Below are 20,737 nucleotides of genomic sequence, written 5' to 3'. Positions count from 1 at the left end.
CCGTCGCTTCTTGTCCGCTCCCGCATGAAACCCTTCGTCCGCGACACCCTGCTGCGCCAGAAAGCCCGCCTGCACGAGCTGGACGCCCTGCTCTCCGCTCCCGACGTGGTGAGCGACCTCGAGCGCTTCCGCACCCTCAGCCGCGAACACGCCGACGCCTCCGTCATCGTCGAGGCCTTCGACCGCCACCAGCAGCGCGAGGCCGATCTGGCTGCGGCGCAGGAGATGCTGGCCGACCCCGACATGGCCGAGATGGCACAGGAAGAGATTGAGGCGGCCCAAGCCGACCTCGAACGCCTGGACCAGGAGTTGCAGCACCTGCTGCTGCCCAGGGACCCGGACGATGAACGCCCGGCCTTCGTGGAAATCCGTGCCGGCACCGGCGGCGACGAGTCGGCCCTGTTCGCGGGCGACCTGGCCCGCATGTACACCCGCTACGCCGACAGCCAGGGCTGGACCACCGAGATCGTGAGCGAGTCGCCCAGCGAACTCGGCGGCTACAAGGAGGTGGTGCTGCGCATCGCCGGACGCGGCCCAGGCGCCAGCGTCTACGGCCAGCTGCGCTTCGAGTCCGGCGGCCACCGCGTGCAGCGCGTGCCCGCGACCGAAACCCAGGGCCGTATCCACACCAGCGCCGCCACCGTGGCCGTGATGCCCGAGCCCGACGAGGCCGAGGCCATCAAGCTCAACCCGGCTGATCTGCGCATCGACACCTTCCGCGCCAGCGGTGCGGGCGGTCAGCACATCAACAAGACCGACTCCGCCGTGCGCGTGGTGCACCTGCCCACCGGCATCGTGGCGGAGTGCCAGGACGGCCGCAGCCAGCACAGCAACAAGGCCAAGGCGCTGCAGGTGCTGCAGGCGCGCATCCAGGAAAAGGAACGCAGCGAGCGCGCCGCCAAAGAGGCCGCCACCCGCAAGGGCCTGGTCGGCAGCGGCGACCGCAGCGACCGCATCCGCACCTACAACTTCCCGCAGGGTCGGCTGACCGACCACCGCATCAACCTCACGCTCTACAAGCTGCTGCAGGTGATGGAGGGCGACCTGGGCGACGTGATCCACGCGCTGCAGGTGGCGCGTGGTGCCGAGCTGCTGGCCGACCTGGAACAGCAGAACAGCCGATGAACACGCTGCAAGACGCCCTGCGGCAGGCCGCCACCGCCAGCCTGGACCGGCTGGATGCCCAGATGCTGCTGCTGCACGCCCTGGGCCGTTCGCCGCACGACAGGGCCTGGCTGATCGCGCACGACAGCGACCCGCTGCCACCGGAAGCGGCGGCTCGCTGGCAGGCGCTGCAGCAGCGCCGCCGGGCGGGCGAGCCGGTGGCCTATCTGCTGGGTGAAAAGGAATTTGGCGGACTCACGCTGAAGGTCGATGCTCGCGTGCTGGTGCCGCGCCCGGACACCGAGGTGCTGGTGGACTGGGCCCTGGACGCACTGCCAAAGCCCGGTGGTGCCGAACCTCCCCGCCTGCTGGACCTGGGCACCGGCAGCGGCGCCATCGCGCTGACGGTCGCCGCCCGCCGCCCGGACGCACAGATCAGCGCCACCGACGCCAGCGCCGACGCCCTGGCGGTCGCGCAGGCCAATGCCCAACGGCTGAACCTGCCGGTGCGCTTCGCCCAAGGCGCCTGGCTGGCGGCGGCGCCGGGCGAGCGCTTTGATGTGATCGCCAGCAACCCTCCCTATATCGCCGAAGGCGACCACCACCTGGTCGCCCTCAGCCACGAACCCATCACTGCCCTGACCGCCGGCCCCGACGGACTGGCCGACCTCCGCCAGATCGTGACGCAGGCCCCCGGCGCGCTGCGCCCCGGTGGCTGGCTGCTGCTGGAGCATGGCCACGACCAGGCCACCGCCGTGCGGGAACTGCTGGGCACCCAGGGGTTCAAAGAAGTCTGCAGCCGGACCGATCTGGCGGGCATTGAACGCTGCAGCGGCGGCCGCTGGCCCGGCTTGCGATAATCCACCATCGGCCGGCAGCTTCCGGCGCCCTCAACGAACCGACACAGGACAAGCCCATGAGCGACGTGCAAACCCAGATCGACCAACTGGTCAAATCCAACGACATCGTGCTGTTCATGAAGGGCAGCGCCAGTTTCCCCATGTGCGGCTTCTCCGGCCGCGCGATCCAGATCCTCAAGGCCTGCGGCGTGGACACCAAGGCGCTCAAGACCGTCAACGTGCTGGAAGACGACGGCATCCGCCAGGGCATCAAGGAATACAGCAACTGGCCCACCATCCCCCAGCTCTACGTCAAGGGCGAATTCATCGGTGGCTCGGACATCATGATGGAGATGTACGAGTCGGGCGAACTGCAGAAAACCATCTCCGGCCAGGCCTGACCTGCCAAGCCCCTCGCAAAGCCACCTTCGGGTGGCTTTGTGCTTTGCGGGGTGCGATCCTTCACGGTGAGTGGCAACCACAGGGCTTTTCCGACGTTGAGCAGTGGCACGTCTTGTGCTTGAATGAAGCTGTCCTTCGAACCTCCAGGAGAACCGAATGAGCTCTAGCAGCCTGGTCGCTTCCCCCACCCTCGGACTGCCCATCGCCCGGATGCGCAGCGTGTTCAGTGCCGATGCGGTCGAACGCAAGCTCGAACAGCTTCAGGCGAGCGGCAACGAGCGCGAACACGAAGGCCTGCGCAACACCTACCAGCGCATGCTCGAACGGGGTCCCCAGCGTTTTGCCGTCAAGCCTTCGGGCGTGCCCGACATGGCGCCGCTGTACGACCTGCTGCCCAACTTCACCGAGGTGCTCGACGACGTCAAGCGCCATGTGGCCCTGAGCCAGGACAGCCACGACAGCCTGGAAGTCACCCCCATCCTGCTGCTCGGCCCGCCGGGCGTCGGCAAGACCCACTTCGCCAGGCAGATCGCCGACCTGCTGGGCACCGGCATGAGCCTGGTGCCCATGAGCAGCATGACCGCCGGCTGGCTGCTGTCGGGTTCGTCCTCGCAATGGAAGGGCGCCAAGCCCGGCAAGGTGTTCGAAGCGCTGGTGGATGGCCAATACGCCAACCCGGTGATCGTGGTCGACGAGATCGACAAGGCGGCGGCCGACGCGCAGTACGACCCGCTCGGTGCGCTCTACGGCCTGCTGGAGCACGACACGGCGCAGAACTTCATCGACGAGTTCGCGGAGGTGCCGATCGACGCCAGCCAGGTGATCTGGGTCACCACCGCCAACGACGAGCGCAGCATCCCCGACCCCATCCTCAACCGGATGAACGTGTTTGAGATCCAGCCGCCCTCACCCGATGCGGCTCGCCGCATCGCCGCCCACCTCTACGACAGCATCCGGGGCGAACACGACTGGGGCAAGCGCTTCGACCCGGAGCCGGCCGACGATGTGCTGGACTTGCTCGCCACCCTGGCGCCGCGGGAGATGCGTCGGGCGCTGGTCACGGCCTTTGGCAACGCCCGCCTGGCGGACCGGTTCAGCGTGGAAGCAGGGGACCTGCCCAAGGTGGGCAGCGGCAAGACAAGGATCGGTTTCCTGCAGTGAGCGCTCTGGCCCTCAGGCGGCCGGAGGCACCCAGTTTCGGGCCGCCGCGTACACCGCGTTGGGGTACTCGGCGCGGCCACGGCTGCCGTTGTAGCGCCCCAGCGCCATGAAGGTGTCGCCACGCTCGCGGTCCAGGTAGTGGCGCAGGATCACGCAGCCGAAGCGGATGTTGGTCTGCATGTGAAACAGCTTGCCCGGGTCGCCGTCGCCGATCAGGCGCGACCAGAACGGCATGATCTGCATGTAGCCCCGGGCGCCCACGCGGGAGATGGCAAATTTGCGGAACGCGCTCTCGACCTGGATCAGCCCCATCACCATGGTCGTGTCCAGCCCGGCGCGACGGGTCTCGTACCAGACGGTCTGCAGGAACTCGATGCGGGTCTGGAAATCCGGCTTGCGCTTCTTGAGGCGCTCGCTCATCGCGCCCATCCAGCGCAAATAGGCCAGCCGCTTCTCGGTGTCGGTGAACTCGGGCACCGGCGGCGCGCTGTTGGCGATGGCCGAACTGAGCGCCGTGCGCACCGAATCGGCCAGCGGCTCTTCCACCTGACCGCCCGCGTGCACCAGACCTGCGCCGAGCCATCCGGCCGAGCCCAGTGCTGCCGCACGCAGCAGGCACTGGCGGCGATCCAACGAGGACATGGCTGCGGTCATCGAGCAACCTTCCGTGCTGCGCACTGCAGGGCTGAACGCCTTCGGAGCGGCCGTTCGGCGTTCACGCGCCCAGTCGACCCTTGACGAAGGCCAGGGCTTCGGCGGCCGGCACCTTGGTCGCAGCGGCATCGCGGCGGTGCTGGTACTCGACCATGCCCTCCTTGAGACCCCGATCGCCGATGGTCACGCGGTGCGGCACGCCGATCAGCTCCCAGTCCGCGAACATCGCGCCAGGTCGCTCGCCGCGGTCGTCCAGGATCACGTCCACGCCCGCGGCCAGCAGGCCTGCGTAGAGCTCGTCCGCCGCGGCTTTCACAGCTTCGCTGCGGTCGGCACCGACCGGGCAGACGACCACCGTGAACGGTGCGATGGCGTCGGGCCAGACGATGCCGCGCTCATCGTGGTTCTGCTCGATGGCCGCCGCCGGCAGGCGCGTGATGCCGATGCCGTAGCACCCCATCTCGAAATGCTTGGGCTTGCCATCGGTGTCCAGGAAGGTCGCGTTCATGGCCTTGCTGTACTTGGTGCCCAGATAGAACACGTGGCCCACCTCAATGCCGCGCTCGATCGCCAGCGCCCCCTTGCCGTCAGGCGACGGATCGCCTTCAACGACGTTGCGCAGATCCGCCACCAGGTCGGGCTCGGGCAGATCGCGGCCCCAGTTCACGCCCGTGGTGTGGAAATCCGGCTCGTTGGAACCGCAGATCCAGTCGGCCATCACCGCCACCTCGCGGTCGGCCACGATCTTCAGCGGCTGCTTCAGACCGACCGGCCCCAGGTACCCGGGCTTGCAGCCGAAGTGCGCGTCGATCTCGGGGATGCTTGCGAAGCGGAAGCCCTTGTCCAGACCCGGCACCTTGCTCACCTTGACCTCGTTCATGTCGTGGTCGCCGCGCAGCAGCAGCAGCCAGACCTGGCTCCTGACGATTTCCCCGGCCTCATTGAGCTCGTCGGTCGCCAGCACCAGCGACTTGACCGTGGTGGCCAGCGGCACACCCAGGTACTCGGCCACATCGGCGCAGGTGCTCTTGCCCGGCGTGGGCATCTTCACCATCGGGTTGGCCGGTGCCGGGCGCGGACCCGCGGGCGCCAGCGCCTCGGCCTTCTCCATGTTGGCCGCGTAGTCGCTGGCCGGGCAGTACACGATGGCGTCTTCGCCTGTGGCCGCGATCACCTGGAATTCTTCGCTCAGATCCCCGCCGATGGCACCGCTGTCGGCCGCCACTGCGCGGTACTTCAGGCCGAATCGGTCGAAGATGCGGCGATAGGCCGCCGCCATGACCTGGTAGCTGGCCTTGGCGCCGGCCTCGTCACGATCAAAGGAATAGGCGTCCTTCATGATGAACTCGCGCCCGCGCATCAGGCCAAAACGCGGCCGGCGCTCGTCGCGGAACTTGGTCTGGATCTGGTACAGGTTCTTGGGCAGCTGCTTGTAGCTGCGCAGCTCTTGGCGCGCCACGTCGGTCACCACCTCTTCGCTGGTCGGCTGAATGATGTAGTCGCGCTCATGCCGGTCCTTGATGCGCAGCAGCTCCGGCCCCATCTTCTCGAACCGGCCGGTCTCCTGCCAGAGCTCGGCCGGCTGCACGACCGGCATGGTCATTTCGACCGCGCCGGCGCGGTTCATCTCCTCGCGCACGATGGCTTCCACCTTCTGGATCACGCGCAACCCCATGGGCATGTAGTTGTAGATGCCGGCGCCGAGCTTGCGGATCATGCCGGCACGGGTCATGAGCTGGTGGCTCACCACCTCGGCATCGGCGGGGGCTTCTTTCAGGGTGGTGATGAGGAACTGGGAAGCTTTCATGGGCGAACCACCACAAAGGTGGAAAAGGCATGGGGACAGGTCGGAATGGGGCTGGAGAGCAGCGGCTCCGTCGGTCGGTGTTTACCCGGCGTTGGGCCGATGCCGCATCGCGTTTGGTACGCAATTTGTCATGCGCGATGCATAATCCAGACAGTTCAAAAATTTGGGGTTGATTATGCTTGACAGAGAAGGCTTCAGGCCCAATGTCGGCATCATTCTGCTCAACCAGCGAAACCAGGTGTTCTGGGGCAAGCGCATCCGATCCCACTCTTGGCAGTTTCCACAAGGCGGCATCGACCGGGGTGAAACCCCCGAACAGGCCATGTACCGGGAGCTGCATGAAGAGGTTGGGCTCAAGCCCGAACATGTCTGCATCGTCGCCCGCACGCGGGACTGGTTGCGCTACGAAGTGCCAGACCGGTTCATCCGCAGAGATGCCCGCGGTCACTACAAAGGTCAGAAACAGATCTGGTACCTGTTGCGCCTCGTCGCGCAGGACTGGAACCTGAACCTGCGTGCCACCGACCATCCCGAGTTCGATGCCTGGCGCTGGCACGACTACTGGGTGCCACTCGATGTGGTGGTCGAGTTCAAGCGTGGTGTGTACGAAATGGCGCTGACCGAACTGGCGCGTTACCTGCCCAAAAACGACCACCGCAACCGCTACCTGCGCTCGGGTGGTCGACCGCAACGATCCGGCGCGGAACAGATCCCGCACGCGCTGCCCCGCCTGTGCCCCGGCGGAATGGAACTGCCGCCGGGCGCCAGTTTCGACCCCGACCCCCAGGCCCAGCCTCGTCCCGGCCTGGACTGAACCGACCCCCTGGGCCGAATCCCCTGCTCAGGTGCGCGTGAGCACCAAGTTGTCCCGGTGGATCATCTCGGGCTCGGCGGCGTAGCCCAGCAGGCGTTCAAAATCTGCCGACGATCTGCGGCAGATCAGGCGCGCCTCCGGGCTGGCGTAGTTCGCAAGACCCCGCGCGATCTCCAGCCCGTCCGCCCCCCGCACCGCGATCACGTCGCCGCGCGAGAACTCCCCCTCGACGCCGGTCATGCCGATGGGCAGCAGGCTCTTGCCTTCTCCCACGATCTTTTCGACCGCCCCGGCATCGACCACCACCGCACCCCGCATCTGCAAGTGGTCGGCCATCCACTGCTTGCGCGCCTGCTGCTTCGCGGTCTGGGCCACCAGACAGGTGCCGATGGCCTCACCATCACAAAGGCGCTGCAGCACGCGCGGCTCACGCCCCCACGCGATCACGGTGGACGCACCCGACCCGGCGGCACGTTTGGCCGCCAGGATCTTGGTGATCATGCCGCCTTTGCCAATGCCAGAACCCGCGCCACCGGCCATCGCCTCCAGCTGTGGGTCGCCAGCACGCGCCACATGCACAAAGGTTGCTGAGGGATCACGGCGCGGATCGGCGGTGTACAGCCCTTTCTGGTCCGTCAGGATGATCAATACATCTGCCTCGACCAGATTGGCCACCAGGGCGCCCAACGTGTCGTTGTCACCGAACTTGATCTCGTCGTTGACGACGGTGTCGTTTTCGTTGATCACCGGAACCACGCCGAGCTGCAGCAAGGTCAGCAGCGTGGAACGTGCGTTGAGATAACGCTCGCGGTCGGCCAGATCGGCGTGCGTCAGCAACACCTGCGCACTGCCGACGCCACACTCACGCAGCTTGGTCTCGTACATCTGGACCAGCCCCATTTGCCCGACGGCCGCCGCAGCCTGCAGCTCATTGATTTCTTTCGGACGATTCGCCCAGCCCAAGCGCTTCATGCCCTCGGCCACCGCACCGCTGCTGACCATGATCAGCTCACGCCCATCTTGAACAAGGGCTGCCAGTTGCTGACTCCAGTGGCCGATGGCAGCCTCGTCCAGTCCCCGCCCTTCATTGGTGACCAGACTGGAACCCACTTTGACCACGATGCGCCGCGCGGATCTCACCACCGGTGGAACACCGCTCAGGTCGTTGATCGGAGCGGTCGCGAGGCTTCCCACATCTGCCATGTTCTTAGCGAAGTTTCGTCAATCGGTTTGTTGATCACTGCCTGCGAAGCGCGGGTCCACCACAGCGGGTGCCTGCGCGTCTTCATGAACCTTGGCAATGTGAGCATAGATCTTCTGCACCAGCAGTTCGCAGCCTTCGCGGGTGAGCGCTGAAATCTCGAACACCGGCCCCTTGTGCTTGAGTCTCTTGACGATGTCTTTCACCCGTGATTCCCGCTCTTCGGCCGGGACCATATCCAGCTTGTTGAGAACCAGCCATCTAGGCTTGGCGTACAACGCCGGATCGAACTTCTTGAGCTCGGCCGCAATGGCCTTGGCCTGCTGCACGGGATCCACGGTGTCGTCGAACGGCGCCACGTCCACAAGATGCAGCAACAGCCGGGTGCGCTGCAGGTGACGAAGGAACTGATGCCCCAGACCAGCTCCTTCCGAGGCTCCCTCGATCAGGCCAGGCACATCGGCCACCACAAAGCTCTTCTCCGGCCCCACGCGCACCACACCCAAGTTGGGGTGCAGCGTGGTGAAAGGGTAGTCCGCGATCTTCGGGCGCGCGTTGGAAATGGCCGCAATCAGTGTCGACTTGCCCGCGTTGGGCATGCCCAGCAGACCGACATCCGCCAGAACCTTGAGCTCCAGCTTGAGCGTGCGGCGCTCCCCAGGCCACCCGGGCGTCTTTTGCCGGGGCGCCCGGTTGGTGGAACTCTTGTAATGCATGTTGCCAAAGCCGCCATCACCTCCTTTGGCAATGGTGATCTGCTCGCCCGGCTGGAGCAACTCGAACAGCACTTCACCCGTCTCGGCGTCGGAAATGATAGTTCCCACTGGCATCTTGAGGACGATGTCATCCCCCTTGACGCCAAACATGTCGGACCCCTTGCCGTGCTCGCCTCGCTGTGCCTCAAAACGGCGCGTGTAACGGAAATCCACCAGCGTGTTCAGACTGGCATCTGCAAGAGCGTAGACATGGCCGCCACGGCCGCCGTCCCCACCGTCCGGACCACCGAACTCCTTGTACTTCTCATGCCGGAACGACGCGCAGCCGTTGCCGCCATCGCCTGCAGCAACATCGATCGTGGCTTCGTCCACAAACTTCATGATCAGCGCTTCCGAAAAATCAAACAAAAAAGGCCCGCGAACGGCGGGCCTTTCCACGGGATGCTGCCATCCAGCCAGTGGCCCGAGAGGGCCACCGCATCACACCGGCGTGATGCTCACGGTATGGCGGTTCAGTGCACCCTTGGTGGCGAAGGTCACATGCCCGTCCACAGTCGCAAACAGAGTATGGTCCTTGCCCACACCGACGTTGGTACCGGGATGGAACTTGGTACCGCGCTGGCGCACGATGATGGAACCAGCCGACACCAACTCACCACCGAATGCCTTCACGCCAAGCATCTTTGGCTTGGAATCGCGCCCGTTTCGCGTAGAGCCGCCGCCTTTTTTCTGTGCCATTTCAAACTACTCCTCAGGCAGCGATCGCAGCGATCTGCAGCTCGGTGAAATTTTGACGATGACCCTGGCGCTTCTGGTAGTGCTTACGACGACGCATCTTGAAAATGCGCACTTTGTCGTGCCGACCATGAGCCACCACGGTGGCCTTGACTGTCGCGCCAGAGACCAGGGGAGTGCCAACCTTGAGTTCGCTGCCATTGCCGACAGCAAGAACCTGGTCGATCACGATTTCCTGGCCCACTTCCGCAGCAATCTGTTCTACTTTAATTTTTTCGCCGGCAGCAACGCGATATTGCTTGCCACCGGTTTTTATGACCGCGTACATAGGAACCTCATAAAGTTGTTGCCAGCAGGGATTTGCCTGGCACTCGGCAGACGAACCTCCGCCGAACCGCGAATTATAGCACCCTCGCACCTTCTGACAGGAAGAAGTACGATCCCCTCAAACGAGCACCCTGAAGATCGCAACACGGACACGGCATGCCGATCAGGCACACCTTGCTCGGTTCCTATAATCCGCGCACTTCATTCAGCCGAACCGCGGTAGCCGATCTTGACACCAGCCAGCCCTTCCAACGACTCGCCTCTCGACCTGATACGGCTGGACATGCGGGCCGTTGATCTGGTGATCAATGAACGCCTCACCTCCGAGGTCCCCCTGGTCAAGGAAGTATCCCAGTACATCATCTCTGCGGGCGGCAAGCGGCTGCGCCCCGCCCTGCTTCTGCTCGTCAGCGGGGCATTGGGGAGCGACCATCCACACCGTCACACGCTTGCCGCTGTGGTTGAGTTCATCCACACTGCAACCCTTTTGCATGACGATGTGGTTGACGAGTCCACGCTGCGAAGAGGTCGCGCCACTGCCAATGAACGGTTCGGAAATGCGCCCAGCGTACTTGTGGGAGACTTCTTGTACTCCCGCGCATTCCAGATGATGGTAGACGTGAACAACATGCGGGTCATGCAAGTGCTGTCCGATGCAACCAACGTCATTGCCGAAGGGGAAGTACAGCAACTGGTCAACATGCACGACCCCTCCCTCGACGAGGCAGCCTACCTGCGCGTCATCCGGTCAAAGACCGCGAAGCTGTTTGAAGCAAGCGCCCGACTGGCTCCGATCCTTGCAGGAGCACCTACCGAGGTGGAAAGCGCATGCGCCGTTTACGGCCAGGCACTGGGGACCGCGTTCCAGGTGATCGACGATGTCCTGGATTACGAAGGAGACGCCCAAGAGCTGGGCAAGAACCTGGGCGATGACCTGCGCGAAGGAAAAGTGACGCTGCCCATCATTTGTGCACTCAAAAAGGCGTCGCCCGAACAGCAACAACTCCTGCAAGCCGCCATCATTGAAGGCGACGTGGAGCATATGGACGCCATCCAGAACATCATTCGCGAAACAGGCGCCCTTGAGGCAGCCCGATTGAGCGCCATGAAAGAGGCCCGTCGAGCCATGGAGGCCGCCCGAACGCTTCCTGACAATCCGTACCGCTCGGCTTTGCTACAATTGGCGGCTGACTTGTTGGAGCGACGCTCCTAAAGACAAAAAACAGCGCAGATCGGTTCGCACCAGATCGCGCGCTTCGGCGGGGTGTAGCTTAGCCTGGTAGAGCGCTACGTTCGGGACGTAGAGGCCGGAGGTTCGAATCCTCTCACCCCGACCAGACAAAAAGACCAAAAAGCCCAAGTGAATCAAGCACTTGGGCTTTTTTGCTTTTGGTCGTCATGAATGCCGATTCAGAGTAAATCTTGGCCCTCGATGGCCCAAGAATGGCCCAACAAGTCGATGTGGTTTTGACTGGGTCGCGCGCCGTGGGTTGGCGAGGCCCAGGCTTACCGCTTGACGGTGCTGTGAATTTCCCCATACTGTCATGCATGGGTGGACGCAACAGCGCTCCTGCCTAGCGCCCTACAAGAACGCTGTGTAGCCCAAGGCGCGAGAGGCAGGGAGATCAGGCCAACTGAGAGATAACCTGGTCGAGAGAGCAACTCAACGCTCGGCGTGTACCCGCCAGGGTGTAGATGCAGGTGCGCAAGCGCAACCGACACCTGTCATCAAGCCCAAGTGATCAAGGCCCCGTGAGGTGCGGCGAAGAACGTCAAGTTTCTGAACTTGATGCGCCGCAACCAACAGCACCGGCTCTCGCAAGCGCGCTTGCTTGTGAGACTCCTATGCCGAGATCATCTCCGGTCGCCCGTACTGGCGACTCAACGCGTCCCGCACGGTCAAAAAGCGCACCCAAGCCGGTCGCGCAAGCTGTAGCAGAGGGATTCGCCCCCGTTTGCATCGCTCCTTCGTTGCCGCCCGTGGCCCCGCCTGCCGATCTGCCACGGATTCTGTTCATCGAGCAACTTGCCGCCCTTATTGGCAAGACAGAAACGACCATCAGGACGTGCGCGACCAACGCCAAGTACGCGCACCTGATCCCCCGGCCATTTAAGCTTCCGAATAGCCGCCGTTTGTGCTGGTACGAGCGCGATGTTCTTGAGTGGATCGAGTCCACTCGCCCCGCCGAACCACCACCACCGCGCCGCCCCCGTGGCCGCCCAACGAAAGCCGAGCAGCTGTCGCGGGCTCGATGGGCGCAAAACAACACAGCGCAGCCGTCAGCCAAGGGAGGTGAGCAATGAGCTCCCTTGACGACTCCCCTATCGACGGCGACGCGGCCCTCCGTGCCGAGTATGCCGCTGCGTTGATCGCACGCGGCGTCTCCAGAGAAGATGCTCAGGCGCTTGCGGCTAGAACGCAGTACTTGCCGCAAGCGGCTCGGGCGGCAAAGTCCTCGCCGCGAGCAGATGGCCTTCTGTTACCAGATACGCCACCAAAGGCGCTCAGCGCTCGTGACGCCAAGCTGCTTGCAGCAGGGGCCGCCATCGCGCAAGACCCACCAGATTGGAATGAGTTGATCTTCCATCACTCCATCCTTTGTCAGACCGGCCTGCCGCGTCGGAAAGTGAAGGAGCGGGAGTTTCAGCGTCGTGTCGGTTCGGCATGGCTGCACGTGCAGGCAGGCATCCTCAGCATTGGCGGCGTCCCGGTTCCACAGCCCATCACCCTGCAGCAAAGGCAGTTGGAATTGCTGGGCAGCATCATCGAACCCGTTTCGGATGAGCAGGCACAAAGACACATCGCTGCGTTCGACGAACAAATCGCGTGCGTGCAGGACCGCTTGAACATCGTGGCCCACGACAAGTTCCAAGAGATCATCGACGAGGCGAACCGAGGCGACTCACCGATCCGCCTGAAGCAGGTGATCCTGGAGGCACCAAGCGCTGACGACAAGAAGGTGAGCGTGCAGGTCAGCTCAGGCGCCATGGCCCGCCTGGGTCTTGCGGAGCCCCCGCCCGTGGCCACCAGTGCTGTCAGCACGGGGGCGGCACCGGCCGCCGCGCCTGCGCCCGTGTTCACCACAGAGCGCGAGCGCCAAGCCGCTCGCGTGGTGATGGATGTGATCGGCAAGTACGAGGTGAAGCGTGACCTCGTGCCGACAAGCAATGCGCTGCTCACCCCCGAGGTGCAATCGGCCATCCTGGCTGAAGTGACAGAGCGACTGAAGCCTGCCCAGGGGGAATTGCTGGCTGAAGTGGACGATGCCGCACCGGCTCTTGATTTGTCGGCTGTCGTGTCCAAGACCACGGAGATCGTGGTTCAGCAAACCATCGACATTCCGCGAATAGCAGTGGTGCCTACCGGGGAGGTCACCACCGGCTTCCACCCGTTCAAGCTGGGTTCACTGCCCAACTTTCAGCCGGGGCAACGGGAGATCGTCGGCCAAGAGCTGCGCACGAACCATCAGTTCACCATGAGCCGTGAAGCGGGCATCAGGGAGCAGCGCTTCGAGGACTACATCGTCAAGAAGCTGATCGACTACGACGACATCGACTACTTCACACAGGCCGAGTTGCTCTACGACTTGGCCGGTCAGGCGGTAGCCCACTACCAGGCGCAGAACTACTCGGAAAACGAGCTGCATGAAGTGTTCGACACCTATGGTGCAGAGCTCGCCCGCCTGATCCGGGCCGAAATGATGGCCCACTTCTGGGAAGAGGCCACGGACTACGAGGTGCAGGTCAGCCGAGGTTTCACAGAACTCAAGCCGTGCAACTACACGGCGGTCGCCGGGCAGACGGCACATAACTACCGTGAAACGGTGACCGATCTGAGCAAGATCAAGCAGATGTTGTTCGGCGGTTTCTCGCGCTGCCTCTACCCACTGCAGAAGTTTGACTCGGACACCGAGCGGCGCTTCGCGGTCATCCTGGAACGCGATGCTTTGAAGTGGTTCAAGCCCGCCAAAGGGCAGTTCCAGATTTACTACAAGCTGGGCAGTGAGCAGCCGGAATACATCCCCGACTTCGTGGCGGAGACCGACTCGATGATCCTCATGGTGGAGACCAAGAAGCGGGACGACTTGAGCTCGGACGAGGTGAAGTCAAAGGCCGCCGCCGCTGTTCGCTGGTGCTCGCACGCGTCAGCTCATGCGGCCACGGTCGGCAGCAAGCCGTGGCGCTACCTGCTGGCGCCGCACGATGAAATCAAGGAGTCGGACCGACTGACCGCCTTCCTGCGATTCGAGCAAAAGGCTTGAGGGAGATACAGAACCTACGAGCAGGCGCCGCGAAAAAAGAACCCCTCAGCGGCGCACTCGCTCGAAAGCGAGAACACCGAGAGGGGCCGTGTTGCGTGCGATTGTGAGGCGCCGACAGCGCAGGGTCAACGTAGGCCGTGATGCGGTAGTGCCGTGAATCGGCATCGCAATCGTCCAAGCAATCGCTTTGACGCATCGGGATGACGAAGGGAGAAAAATGACAGAACAAATCAGCAGCCAGGCTCATGCTCACTTCGCGAAACACTTCGAGGTGCCGCGCTGATGCGCTCTTGGGCGCTCCCTTCCCAGAGTCGCCACACTGCAGGGCGACATGACGCCACACTGCGCGGCGGGGTGTCAGCACGCTGCTGGCACATTGGGCGGAGACCTCTTCGCACAGAGTTCACACATGGCACCCACCTGCTTCGCACAAAGCAGGCACCGGTCTTCGCGCAAGGGTTGGCACCGTCTGTCGCACATTCATGTTGGACGCACGGTCGCAGGGCGGCTGTCCCCACCGCATTCGACACATTCTTTGAGTTCGCTTCTTCGAGCTCAAAGAATGTGGCCGCTGGGCGCCAAGCCGACAGGTTTGGTGGGCAGCGGCAGCTGGGGACAGTGCAGGAGAGAGATGCGTCCAGATCAGGTATCAGGTTGAATCCTTGCTGCGGCCATGGGCCGGTGTGCCGCCATGCGCGGCTGTGGGCGACACCAAATGGTCTGGAATCGTGCACCGAGCACGATGCTCGCCATGGCGGGAGGTTGAGCTGACATGACCTCGCGTTGATAGCGCTGAAGGACTGCGGCAAGCGTGGTTTTGTCTGCTTCCCGCCTGTCGATGAAGCCTGTGGTCTCCTGTTCGCTCTCGACCATGCGAACCCACTTCTCCGCGTCCTCCCGGTAGGTGAAGGTGCGCGACTGCTCCGGGAAGCCCTTGCGCCTGACCTTGGCCCGCCACTGGTACTCCCCACGCTTTGTGATCTGCCCCATACGTCTCCCTGATGGCCCAATGGCCCAAGAATGGCCCAAATAATCAGGAAGCACCTTAAACCACCAGTAAAAACGGCACAAGGGCTAAGCGTTCGGGACGTAGAGGCCGGAGGTTCGAATCCTCTCACCCCGACCATCGTTTTTTTGTCTGCCCGCCCCGGTTTCCACCGGCTTCGTGGGCATCAATCGACACCTCCATACAACGTACGGCCTGTGCGCAGGTACGATTTCGACACAGTTTGGGTGAATTGTGTCTTCCAAGTCATTGATTTACGATAGATTACGCGGTTATGGCATCTGTCGAAACAGCCCCTCAAGATACACCGTCCATGGCTCTGCCCGGCTTGGGTAGGGCGCTGGTGAGCGCAGGAAAGCTGGGACAAAAGGCCGCCGAAGACCTGTACAAGAAGGCTCAAAGCGGGCGCACCAGTTTCATCGCAGAACTGACCGGTTCCGGGGCCGTTTCTGCTTCCGATCTCGCTCATACGATGTCCACGGCGTTCGCAGCACCCCTGCTGGATCTTGATGCGATCGACCTACAGAGACTACCCAAAGGCCTGCTCGACCCCAAGATCTGCAGCGACTACCGCATTGTTGTCCTGAGCAAACGCAACAACAGGTTGATGGTCGCTACGGCCGATCCGGCCGATCAACAAGCAGCAGAGAAGATCAAGTTTGCGACCCAACTGGGTGTGGACTGGGTCATCGCCGAGTACGACAAGCTCAGCAAACTCATTGAAGCGCAATCCACCACAGCCAATGAGGCGATGGACCAGATTGTCGGTGGAGAGTTCGAGTTCGACGAATTTGCAGCCGAAGCTGTCACGACGGAAGCCGACAAGACCACATCCTCGGAAGTTGATGACGCGCCAGTGGTCAAGTTCTTGCACAAGATGCTGCTGGACGCATTCAATATGCGGGCGTCTGACCTCCACTTCGAGCCGTACGAGCACAACTACCGGGTGCGTTTTCGCATCGACGGTGAGTTGCGCGAAATCGCCTCACCGCCCGTTGCGATCAAGGACAAGCTCGCTTCCCGTATCAAGGTGATCTCCAGAATGGACATCTCCGAGAAGCGAGTTCCGCAGGATGGCCGCATGAAGCTCAAGGTGGGGCCTGAGCGGGTGATCGACTTCCGTGTCAGCACGTTGCCGACGCTGTTCGGTGAAAAGATCGTGATACGTATTCTCGACCCCAGCAGTGCCAAGGTAGGCATTGATGCCCTTGGGTACGAGCCGGAGGAGAAGGAGCGTCTGCTCAGCGCGATTTCACGCCCATACGGCATGGTGCTCGTCACTGGTCCGACGGGCTCGGGCAAGACAGTTTCGCTTTACACCTGCCTGAATTTGTTGAACAAGCCTGGCATCAATATTTCCACGGCGGAAGACCCGTCGGAAATCAACCTACCAGGAGTCAACCAGGTCAACGTCAATGAAAAGGCGGGGCTGACGTTTGCCGCCGCGCTCAAGGCGTTCCTGCGACAAGATCCGGACGTCATCATGGTCGGCGAAATCCGCGATCTCGAAACGGCGGACATCTCGATCAAGGCTGCCCAGACAGGCCACATGGTCCTGTCGACACTACACACCAACGACGCCCCCACCACCCTCACGCGGATGATGAACATGGGCATTCCCACGTTCAACATTGCTTCCAGCGTGATTCTCATCACCGCCCAGCGACTTGCAAGACGCTTGTGCCCCAATTGCAAGGCGCCGCTGGACGTTCCCCGCAAAGCCTTGCTGGACGCCGGGTACAAGGCGGAAGAACTGGACGGGAGTTGGACTCCGTACAAGCCGGTGGGCTGCTCGTCCTGCAACAATGGCTACAAAGGCCGTGTCGGCATCTATCAGGTGATGCCCATTTCGGAGGAAATCCAGCGAATCATCCTCAAGGGTGGCAGCGCTCTGGACATTGCCCAACAGGCGTCGCGTGAAGGGGTCAGAACCTTGCGTGAGTCCGGGCTCCTCAAGGTCAAGCAGGGTGTGACATCGCTGGACGAAGTGCTCAGCGTCACAAACGAGTAATCGCCATCCGGACCGGGAAACGAGGAACACATGGCTACCGCAGCATCAAAAGGCACCCAGGATTTCGTGTTCGAGTGGGAGGGAAAGGATCGGAACGGAAAGGCGGTTCGGGGCGAGACACGGGCGATTGGAGAAAACCAAGTGCTGGCTGCCATGCGACGCCAAGGCATCGTGGTCACCAAGGTCAAGAAGCGCCGGATGCGTTCGGGCAAGCGAATCAAGCCCAAGGACATCGCCATCTTCACGCGCCAGTTGGCAACCATGATGAAAGCAGGCGTCCCCCTCCTGCAGGCTTTCGACATCGTCGGACGTGGCAACCCCAATCCGAGCCTCTCCAAGCTGCTCAACGACATCCGGTCCGACGTCGAAACCGGTACATCCCTCAGCGCAGCCTTCCGCAAGTATCCTCTGTACTTTGACAGCCTGTACTGCAATCTCGTCGAAGCGGGGGAAGCGGCCGGCATCTTGGAAGAGTTGCTGGACCGCCTGGCGACCTACATGGAGAAAACGGAGGCACTGAAGTCGAAGATCAAGTCGGCCCTCATGTACCCGGTCGCGGTGATCATCGTGGCGTTCGTGGTGGTGGCGGTGATCATGATCTTCGTGATTCCGTCCTTCAAACAGGTGTTCACCTCGTTCGGTGCCGATCTGCCTGGCCCCACACTGTTCGTGATTGCGATGAGCGAGTTCTTCACCGAATACTGGTGGTTGATCTTCGGCGGCATCTTCGGCGTCTCGTACTTCTTCATGCAGGCTTGGAAGCGCAATGAAAAAGTGCAAATGTTCATGGACCGACTACTGTTGAAAATACCCATCTTTGGGGCATTGGTGGAGAAGTCGGTAATCGCACGATGGACCCGCACACTGGCCACCATGTTTGCGGCTGGCGTACCGTTGGTCGAGGCACTGGACTCTGTCGGTGGCGCATCGGGCAACTCGGTTTTCTCCAAAGCCACCGAGCGCATCCAGCAGGAGGTATCGACCGGCACCAGCCTGACCAATGCCATGACCAATGCCAACATCTTCCCTTCCATGGTGCTGCAGATGTGTGCCATCGGTGAAGAATCCGGCTCCATCGACCACATGCTGGGCAAGGCCGCGGACTTCTACGAGGCCGAAGTGGACGACATGGTCGCTGGGCTGTCCAGCCTGATGGAACCCATCATCATCGTGGTGCTCGGTACGGTGATCGGTGGCATTGTGGTGTCGATGTACCTGCCAATCTTCAAGCTGGGCCAGGTCGTTTGATCAGCATGGTCAACCTGCTGGACGCTGCACTTCTGGGCGTTCTGGGGCTGCTGGTCGGCAGCTTCCTCAATGTGGTCATCCACCGACTGCCCAAGATGATGGAGTTGCGGTGGGCCGCCGAATGTGCAGAACTGCAAGGCACAGCAACAGACACTGATGCTGCGGCCCCCTACAACCTCATGGTGCCTCGCTCTGCCTGCCCGCATTGCGGACACCAGATCCGGTGGTTTGAAAATGTTCCGGTGGTCAGCTATCTTGCCCTTGGAGGTAAATGCGCCGGCTGCAATGCGCCCATCAGTCTCCGCTACCCGACAGTGGAGCTCGTTGCGAGCGCTCTGTTCGCCTGGTGCGGCTGGACATGGGGGCTGGGTTGGGAGGCGTTGGTCTGGAGCGGGTTCGCCGCAAGCCTCGTGACACTGACCTGCATCGACTGGGACACCACACTGCTGCCCGACGACATTACCTTGCCGCTGCTTTGGGCTGGCTTGTGCGCTTCAGCGCTTGGCTTCACCGGCGTGTCGCTGGCCGAAGCGCTGTGGGGAGCTGTCGGGGGCTATCTGTCACTTTGGCTGGTGTATTGGGGATTCAAGCTGGCGACGGGCAAGGAAGGCATGGGCTACGGCGATTTCAAGCTCTTCGCCGCGCTGGGAGCATGGTTCGGCTGGCAGGCACTCGTGCCAATCATCCTCATGGCATCGGTCATCGGTGCCATCGTTGGCATTGGCATCAAGATGTTTTCCCAACTGCGCGAAGGAGGCTATGTTCCGTTTGGCCCCTTCCTGGCCCTGGCCGGACTCACTTCGCTGTTCTTCGGGCCCCGCGCCATTCTGGCCGCGATTGGCCTCTGAACTGCCCGCCAGCCATGCGTCGCGTGGGCCTGACAGGAGGCATCGGCAGCGGAAAGAGCACCGTGGCCAAGATCCTGCAAACGTGCGGAGCCACCGTTCTGGACGCTGACCACATTGCGCGCATGTGCACCCAAGCCGGCGGTGCAGCCATAGCGGACATACGGCACCATTTCGGCGAGACGTTCGTCTCCGCCGACGGCGCTATGGACCGCGACAGGATGAGGACACACGTGTTCGCAAACCCGCAAGCCAAACAGCTGCTGGAGTCGATCATCCATCCACGGGTCCATGAGGAGCTGGAGCGGCTGTTGCAAACAAGCCCTGCTGATTGCGTGGTGTTTGATGTGCCCCTGCTCGTCGAATCGGACCGCTGGCGCCCTCAACTGGATACAGTGCTCGTGGTGGACTGTGAGTACGAAACCCAGATCGCCCGGGTCATGGCTCGCAACGGTTGGCCTCGCCAGCAGGTCGAGAGCGTCATCGCCCAGCAAAGCCAGCGCGCCAAACGACTGGCCAGCGCTGACGGCGTGCTCTGGAACGATGGAATCGATCTACCGGCGCTGCAAGCCTTGGTCCTGGGAATGGCTCGCCGGTTGGGACTATGATGAACAAGCCCATGACTGAACCTCTGCGCCCTTTGACGCTGTGATCCTGTACGAATACCCCTTCAACGAGCGCGTCCGGACTTACCTCCGACTGGAGCATCTGTTCACACGGCTGTCCGAGCTTGTGACGCGCTCTGACGCGCTGGATCACCACTTCGCCATTCAGACCATCTTCGAGATCATGGATGTGGCCGCCCGTGCGGACATGAAGTCAGATGTCCTCAAAGACATTGACCGGCACCGCATCCAGCTCAACGGCTACCGCGGCAACCCTGCCATCTCCGAACGGGTGCTTGACGAAGTCATTGGCCAGCTGGACGCCAGTTTTTCGGAACTCAGCGGTGCAACCGGCAAAACCGGCCAGTCCCTGACCGACAACGACTGGCTGATGGCCATTCGGAGCCGCATCGGCATTCCGGGCGGTACCTGCGAGTTTGACTTGCCCGGTTACTTCCACTGGCAGCACCAGTCAGCGTCGCTGCGCCAAGCAGACCTTCAGCGCTGGGTACAGCCCCTGGCACCGCTGGCTGAAGCCATCATGTTGCTGCTGAAGATGATGCGGGACTCCGGGTCCCCTCACAAAGTGGTGGCTCCCGGCGGCCAGTTCCAGCAAAACCTTCCCCAAGGCCGTACCTACCAGTTGCTGCGCCTTGCCATAGATCCGCGCCTTGGGCTGATCCCAGAGATCAGTGGCAACCGCCTGATGCTGTCGGTCCGATTGCTGCGCTTGGGAGTGGATGAACGCCTGCATCCCGCCGGGGAGGATGCGTCATTCGAGCTCACGCTCTGCTCCTGAACGCCTTCATGAGCCAGGTACCCAAACAGGTGACATGCCCGACCTGCGGAAGTGCAAGCTTGTACGCCGCCACCAACCCCTACCGACCTTTCTGCAGCGAACGCTGCAAGCAGATGGATCTGGGCGCCTGGGCGAGCGAACAGTTCAAAGTGCCCGAGCAGGCGTCCGGCCGCGAGCCAGGCTTCGAAGAACACTGAGTCG

At 62.5% G+C, this 20,737-nt stretch carries 19 protein-coding genes, 1 tRNA gene and 1 pseudogene; 14 read left to right on the top strand and 7 right to left on the bottom strand.

What is annotated here, in order from left to right; all coding sequences use genetic code 11:
- Positions 1-24: 24 nt before the first annotated feature.
- The 4 genes from prfA to DD542_RS06080 all read left to right on the top strand — a co-directional run bounded on the left by prfA (position 25) and on the right by DD542_RS06080 (position 3,506).
- A complete protein-coding gene (gene prfA, locus DD542_RS06095) occupies positions 25-1,125 on the top strand; it encodes a peptide chain release factor 1 (RefSeq protein WP_127804455.1) in 1,101 nt (366 codons plus the stop codon).
- Complete coding sequence (gene prmC, locus DD542_RS06090) at positions 1,122-1,964, top strand: peptide chain release factor N(5)-glutamine methyltransferase (RefSeq protein WP_127804453.1); 843 nt, start codon at positions 1,122-1,124, stop codon at positions 1,962-1,964. The genes prfA and prmC overlap by 4 nt, the downstream gene beginning before the upstream one ends.
- Positions 1,965-2,020: 56 nt before the next feature.
- The gene (gene grxD / locus DD542_RS06085) at positions 2,021-2,344 is read left to right on the top strand and encodes a Grx4 family monothiol glutaredoxin (RefSeq protein ID WP_066152991.1); all 324 of its coding nucleotides are present in this window, start codon (positions 2,021-2,023) and stop codon (positions 2,342-2,344) included.
- A gap of 157 nt (positions 2,345-2,501) precedes the next feature.
- Entirely contained in the window at positions 2,502-3,506 is a 1,005-nt protein-coding gene (locus DD542_RS06080) for an AAA family ATPase (protein ID WP_066152988.1), read from the top strand.
- Between the two features lie 12 nt (positions 3,507-3,518).
- Here DD542_RS06080 and DD542_RS06075 read toward each other — a convergent pair whose 3' ends face one another.
- Together DD542_RS06075 and DD542_RS06070 are read right to left on the bottom strand one after the other, a co-directional pair.
- A complete protein-coding gene (locus tag DD542_RS06075; RefSeq protein ID WP_306292804.1) occupies positions 3,519-4,148 on the bottom strand; it encodes a lytic transglycosylase domain-containing protein in 630 nt (209 codons plus the stop codon).
- A gap of 73 nt (positions 4,149-4,221) precedes the next feature.
- On the bottom strand, positions 4,222-5,967 hold the full coding sequence (locus DD542_RS06070) for a proline--tRNA ligase (protein WP_079366789.1): 1,746 nt from the start codon (positions 5,965-5,967) through the stop codon (positions 4,222-4,224).
- Between the two features lie 175 nt (positions 5,968-6,142).
- Between DD542_RS06070 and DD542_RS06065 the strand changes: the two genes are divergently transcribed.
- On the top strand, positions 6,143-6,781 hold the full coding sequence (locus DD542_RS06065) for an RNA pyrophosphohydrolase (protein WP_079366788.1): 639 nt from the start codon (positions 6,143-6,145) through the stop codon (positions 6,779-6,781).
- Between the two features lie 27 nt (positions 6,782-6,808).
- On the opposite strand, the gene proB is transcribed toward DD542_RS06065, so the two are convergent.
- The 4 genes from proB to rplU all read right to left on the bottom strand — a co-directional run bounded on the left by proB (position 6,809) and on the right by rplU (position 9,761).
- The gene (gene proB, locus DD542_RS06060; protein ID WP_127804451.1) at positions 6,809-7,984 is read right to left on the bottom strand and encodes a glutamate 5-kinase; all 1,176 of its coding nucleotides are present in this window, start codon (positions 7,982-7,984) and stop codon (positions 6,809-6,811) included.
- A gap of 18 nt (positions 7,985-8,002) precedes the next feature.
- Positions 8,003-9,079 carry an Obg family GTPase CgtA gene (gene cgtA / locus DD542_RS06055; RefSeq protein ID WP_079366848.1) on the bottom strand — a complete coding sequence of 359 codons (1,077 nt, stop codon included), beginning with the start codon at positions 9,077-9,079 and terminating at the stop codon, positions 8,003-8,005.
- Positions 9,080-9,178: 99 nt separating this feature from the next.
- Positions 9,179-9,436: a 50S ribosomal protein L27 gene (gene rpmA / locus DD542_RS06050; RefSeq protein ID WP_066152967.1), complete on the bottom strand. Its 258-nt coding sequence runs from the start codon at positions 9,434-9,436 to the stop codon at positions 9,179-9,181.
- Positions 9,437-9,449: 13 nt separating this feature from the next.
- Positions 9,450-9,761, bottom strand: a complete 312-nt coding sequence (gene rplU, locus DD542_RS06045; protein WP_066152961.1) for a 50S ribosomal protein L21 — start codon at positions 9,759-9,761, stop codon at positions 9,450-9,452.
- 282 nt (positions 9,762-10,043) lie between these two features.
- Between rplU and DD542_RS06040 the strand changes: the two genes are divergently transcribed.
- The 3 genes and pseudogenes from DD542_RS06040 to DD542_RS06025 form a co-directional block, all read left to right on the top strand.
- The gene (locus tag DD542_RS06040) at positions 10,044-10,973 is read left to right on the top strand and encodes a polyprenyl synthetase family protein (protein ID WP_079366786.1); all 930 of its coding nucleotides are present in this window, start codon (positions 10,044-10,046) and stop codon (positions 10,971-10,973) included.
- A 47-nt stretch (positions 10,974-11,020) separates the two neighbouring features.
- A tRNA-Pro gene (locus DD542_RS06035) sits at positions 11,021-11,097 on the top strand.
- 1,485 nt (positions 11,098-12,582) lie between these two features.
- Positions 12,583-14,022: pseudogene (locus DD542_RS06025) on the top strand (type III restriction endonuclease subunit R); the annotation flags it as partial.
- A gap of 642 nt (positions 14,023-14,664) precedes the next feature.
- Here DD542_RS06025 and DD542_RS23700 read toward each other — a convergent pair.
- Positions 14,665-15,012 carry a hypothetical protein gene (locus DD542_RS23700; protein ID WP_206610775.1) on the bottom strand — a complete coding sequence of 116 codons (348 nt, stop codon included), beginning with the start codon at positions 15,010-15,012 and terminating at the stop codon, positions 14,665-14,667.
- Between the two features lie 290 nt (positions 15,013-15,302).
- Here DD542_RS23700 and pilB point away from each other — a divergent pair, with 290 nt between their 5' ends.
- The 6 genes from pilB to DD542_RS05990 are packed head-to-tail and all read left to right on the top strand — an operon-like array spanning position 15,303 to position 20,733.
- On the top strand, positions 15,303-17,039 hold the full coding sequence (pilB, locus tag DD542_RS06015) for a type IV-A pilus assembly ATPase PilB (protein WP_066152957.1): 1,737 nt from the start codon (positions 15,303-15,305) through the stop codon (positions 17,037-17,039).
- A gap of 30 nt (positions 17,040-17,069) precedes the next feature.
- Positions 17,070-18,287 (top strand): type II secretion system F family protein, encoded by a 1,218-nt coding sequence (locus DD542_RS06010; RefSeq protein WP_066152952.1) that lies wholly within the window; start codon positions 17,070-17,072, stop codon positions 18,285-18,287.
- 5 nt (positions 18,288-18,292) lie between these two features.
- A complete protein-coding gene (locus DD542_RS06005; protein WP_079366785.1) occupies positions 18,293-19,135 on the top strand; it encodes an A24 family peptidase in 843 nt (280 codons plus the stop codon).
- 14 nt (positions 19,136-19,149) lie between these two features.
- Positions 19,150-19,740 carry a dephospho-CoA kinase gene (gene coaE, locus DD542_RS06000; RefSeq protein ID WP_079366784.1) on the top strand — a complete coding sequence of 197 codons (591 nt, stop codon included), beginning with the start codon at positions 19,150-19,152 and terminating at the stop codon, positions 19,738-19,740.
- Positions 19,741-19,780: 40 nt separating this feature from the next.
- Positions 19,781-20,536 carry a cell division protein ZapD gene (zapD, locus tag DD542_RS05995; protein ID WP_066152938.1) on the top strand — a complete coding sequence of 252 codons (756 nt, stop codon included), beginning with the start codon at positions 19,781-19,783 and terminating at the stop codon, positions 20,534-20,536.
- 8 nt (positions 20,537-20,544) lie between these two features.
- On the top strand, positions 20,545-20,733 hold the full coding sequence (locus tag DD542_RS05990) for a DNA gyrase inhibitor YacG (protein WP_079366783.1): 189 nt from the start codon (positions 20,545-20,547) through the stop codon (positions 20,731-20,733).
- Positions 20,734-20,737 lie beyond the last annotated feature (4 nt).

Origin of the sequence: Hydrogenophaga sp. NH-16, from assembly GCF_004006415.1 — a bacterium.
GTDB lineage: Bacteria > Pseudomonadota > Gammaproteobacteria > Burkholderiales > Burkholderiaceae_C > Hydrogenophaga > Hydrogenophaga pseudoflava.
The sequence above is the reverse complement of the archived record's forward strand: the minus strand, read 5'-3'. Positions and strand labels throughout refer to the sequence as shown.

What these genes read in the sequence shown, in the direction of transcription:
- prfA (WP_127804455.1), top strand. Translation starts at nt 25, where the DNA reads ATGAAACCCTTCGTCCGCGACACCCTGCTGCGCCAGAAAGCCCGCCTG.
- prmC (WP_127804453.1), top strand. Translation starts at nt 1,122, where the DNA reads ATGAACACGCTGCAAGACGCCCTGCGGCAGGCCGCCACCGCCAGCCTG.
- grxD (WP_066152991.1), top strand. Translation starts at nt 2,021, where the DNA reads ATGAGCGACGTGCAAACCCAGATCGACCAACTGGTCAAATCCAACGAC.
- DD542_RS06080 (WP_066152988.1), top strand. Translation starts at nt 2,502, where the DNA reads ATGAGCTCTAGCAGCCTGGTCGCTTCCCCCACCCTCGGACTGCCCATC.
- DD542_RS06075 (WP_306292804.1), bottom strand. Translation starts at nt 4,148, where the DNA reads ATGTCCTCGTTGGATCGCCGCCAGTGCCTGCTGCGTGCGGCAGCACTG.
- DD542_RS06070 (WP_079366789.1), bottom strand. Translation starts at nt 5,967, where the DNA reads ATGAAAGCTTCCCAGTTCCTCATCACCACCCTGAAAGAAGCCCCCGCC.
- DD542_RS06065 (WP_079366788.1), top strand. Translation starts at nt 6,143, where the DNA reads ATGCTTGACAGAGAAGGCTTCAGGCCCAATGTCGGCATCATTCTGCTC.
- proB (WP_127804451.1), bottom strand. Translation starts at nt 7,984, where the DNA reads ATGGCAGATGTGGGAAGCCTCGCGACCGCTCCGATCAACGACCTGAGC.
- cgtA (WP_079366848.1), bottom strand. Translation starts at nt 9,079, where the DNA reads ATGAAGTTTGTGGACGAAGCCACGATCGATGTTGCTGCAGGCGATGGC.
- rpmA (WP_066152967.1), bottom strand. Translation starts at nt 9,436, where the DNA reads ATGGCACAGAAAAAAGGCGGCGGCTCTACGCGAAACGGGCGCGATTCC.
- rplU (WP_066152961.1), bottom strand. Translation starts at nt 9,761, where the DNA reads ATGTACGCGGTCATAAAAACCGGTGGCAAGCAATATCGCGTTGCTGCC.
- DD542_RS06040 (WP_079366786.1), top strand. Translation starts at nt 10,044, where the DNA reads ATGCGGGCCGTTGATCTGGTGATCAATGAACGCCTCACCTCCGAGGTC.
- DD542_RS23700 (WP_206610775.1), bottom strand. Translation starts at nt 15,012, where the DNA reads ATGGGGCAGATCACAAAGCGTGGGGAGTACCAGTGGCGGGCCAAGGTC.
- pilB (WP_066152957.1), top strand. Translation starts at nt 15,303, where the DNA reads ATGGCATCTGTCGAAACAGCCCCTCAAGATACACCGTCCATGGCTCTG.
- DD542_RS06010 (WP_066152952.1), top strand. Translation starts at nt 17,070, where the DNA reads ATGGCTACCGCAGCATCAAAAGGCACCCAGGATTTCGTGTTCGAGTGG.
- DD542_RS06005 (WP_079366785.1), top strand. Translation starts at nt 18,293, where the DNA reads ATGGTCAACCTGCTGGACGCTGCACTTCTGGGCGTTCTGGGGCTGCTG.
- coaE (WP_079366784.1), top strand. Translation starts at nt 19,150, where the DNA reads ATGCGTCGCGTGGGCCTGACAGGAGGCATCGGCAGCGGAAAGAGCACC.
- DD542_RS05990 (WP_079366783.1), top strand. Translation starts at nt 20,545, where the DNA reads ATGAGCCAGGTACCCAAACAGGTGACATGCCCGACCTGCGGAAGTGCA.